This is a genomic window from Rhodopseudomonas sp. BR0C11 (assembly GCF_010820945.1).
Classification (GTDB): domain Bacteria; phylum Pseudomonadota; class Alphaproteobacteria; order Rhizobiales; family Xanthobacteraceae; genus Rhodopseudomonas; species Rhodopseudomonas palustris_H.
In genome coordinates, this window is sequence record NZ_QTKI01000591.1 from 1 (window position 1) to 2096 (window position 2096).

The following is a 2096-nucleotide window of genomic DNA, read 5'->3' on the forward strand; positions in this document are numbered from 1 at the left end:
GTCTCGAACCATGTGCCGCAAGCCCTGCGGCTCCTCATCCTTCGAGACGCCCGGCTTTGCCGGGCTCCTCAGGATGAGGACTTTAGTGCCCTTGGAAAGGCCAAGTTCGCTTCAATCAATCGATGAAGCGCTCTAGGGGGGAGACGGCGCTGCGCGCTCTCACCGTGAGGTTCTGTCTGCGGTGAGCACGCCACGCAGCGCCTCTGATTCCATCAGAATGGAATCGCCCTCAGGCGAAGCGTTTGGCGATCAGCAGGCAGAGCAGCACCGAACCCGACGTCGCCATCACGATCGCCATGTTGGTCAGGTTCTGAGTCAGCATCGAGAGCCATGCGCCGCCTACAGCGACGGCCGGCTTGCGTCGTTTCGCTTTGGAGGTTTTGGCGGCCATGGCGCTATCCGGTCAGGGGCGGTGATCGGGCATGTTCCCGATCCGGCGCCGAGTATCCGGCGCAGCGTTGGCCAAAGCCTTAACCGCGGCGATGTTCAGCCTCTGATCACGCTCCATGGTTTACGGATCTCGGCTCCGTGATGGTTCGACGTCTGGTCAGACGAGGCATGCGGTTTGCAAGCTCGCCTTCAGATTGAATCTGGCCGAAGCGTCCGCAGTTTTGTGCCAAATCAAACCATTTGGCAGGGCTCTTTTGTTAGATTGAGAATTGATAGCGCCTGTTACAATCGTTCTAAACTCCCGATGGCGCCGGCTTGAATCTCTTGACCTTCACGGCGCCGATTGGAAGAACGAGTAATGACCCAAACCCCCCTTCATAACGGCCACAGCCATCACCAGCCGATCCTGCTGGGGAACGCGCGACGCGGCTATCGCGGCGTCGTCCAGGCGATCGATCCGCACCGCGGCACGTCGTCGTTGCAGCCGATCGAGTTGGAAAGCCGACTGATCGAACTCGGCTTCGTCGAGGGGGCCAAGGTCGAAGTGTTGCACGAGGGTATCATCGGCCGGGATCCGATCGCGGTCCGGGTCGACAACATCACCATCGCGGTTCGCCGCCGCGAGGCGATGGCCATCGTGTTGATGTGACGCGCAGATTGCAGCTTCTTGATTTGGCGATTGCGCGATGAGCTCGATCGATTCTCAGCCGTTCAACCTTGCCCTGGTTGGAACACCCAATAGCGGCAAGACCTCCCTGTTCAACGCGCTGACGGGTAGCCGCCAGAAGGTGGCGAACTACCCGGGCGTGACCGTCGAGCGCAAGACCGGCCTGTTCACCACGCCGGCCGGCCGCGTCGTCAGCCTGGTCGATCTACCCGGCACCTATTCGCTGCGCGGCCGCAGTCCCGACGAAGAGATCACCCGCGATGTGGTGCTCGGCCGCAAGTCTGGCGAGCCGGTGCCGGATCTGGTGCTGTGTGTTGCCGACTCGACAAATCTGCGGCTGACCTTCCGGCTGATGCTGGAATTGAAGGGGACCGGCCGTCCGCTGATGCTCGTGCTGAACATGTACGACATCGCGATGCGCCGTGGCGTCACGGTCGATGTCGAGAAGCTGTCGGCGCAGCTTGGTATTCCGGTGGTGACGTCGATTGCGGTCCGCAAGGGCGGCACCGCGGAGCTGCTGAAGCGGACCGATGAATTCGCCGCTCAGACGCCGGCGCCCGCGACCGACACCAACTGGCGGCCGCTGTCCACCAGCGAGCTGCGTGCCCTGCAGCGCGAGGCCGACCGTATCATCGGCGAGTGCGTCAGCCTGCCGGCGCGGCCCCACACCCTGACGGCTCAGATCGACCGGGTGGTGCTGCATCCCGTTGCCGGCCTGCTGATCCTGATCCTGATCCTGTTCGTGATGTTCCAGGCGGTGTTCTCCTGGGCGCAGCCGATCATGGAGCTGATCTCCGGTGGCTTCGAAGCTCTCGGCGCTTTCGTCCAGGCCAACTTGCCCGAGGGGCTGCTGCAGAGCTTTCTGCAGAACGGCGTGATCTCCGGCGTCGGCAGCGTCCTCGTGTTCCTGCCGCAGATCATCATCATCTTCCTGTTCATCCTGCTGCTGGAAGATCTCGGCTACATGGCGCGCGCCGCGTTCCTGATGGATCGCATCATGGGCGGCGCCGGGTTGCACGGCCGCGCCTTCATTCCGCTG

General features: G+C 62.6%; 3 protein-coding genes. 2 read left to right on the forward strand and 1 reads right to left on the reverse strand.

Annotated elements, in window-relative coordinates:
• Positions 1 to 229: 229 nt before the first annotated feature.
• Positions 230 to 391 carry a hypothetical protein gene (locus DYI24_RS28170; RefSeq protein ID WP_205502648.1) on the reverse strand — a complete coding sequence of 54 codons (162 nt, stop codon included), beginning with the start codon at positions 389 to 391 and terminating at the stop codon, positions 230 to 232.
• A 357-nt stretch (positions 392 to 748) separates the two neighbouring features.
• Between DYI24_RS28170 and DYI24_RS25515 the strand changes: the two genes are divergently transcribed.
• Positions 749 to 1039: a FeoA family protein gene (locus DYI24_RS25515; RefSeq protein WP_107346178.1), complete on the forward strand. Its 291-nt coding sequence runs from the start codon at positions 749 to 751 to the stop codon at positions 1037 to 1039.
• Between the two features lie 37 nt (positions 1040 to 1076).
• Positions 1077 to 2096, forward strand: a 1020-nt coding sequence (locus DYI24_RS25520; protein WP_164574298.1) for a ferrous iron transporter B, incomplete at its 3' end; no start/stop codon positions are given.

Coding starts and splice junctions, on each gene's coding strand:
- DYI24_RS25515 (WP_107346178.1), top strand. CDS start 749: ATGACCCAAACCCCCCTTCATAACGGCCACAGCCATCACCAGCCGATC.
- DYI24_RS28170 (WP_205502648.1), bottom strand. CDS start 391: ATGGCCGCCAAAACCTCCAAAGCGAAACGACGCAAGCCGGCCGTCGCT.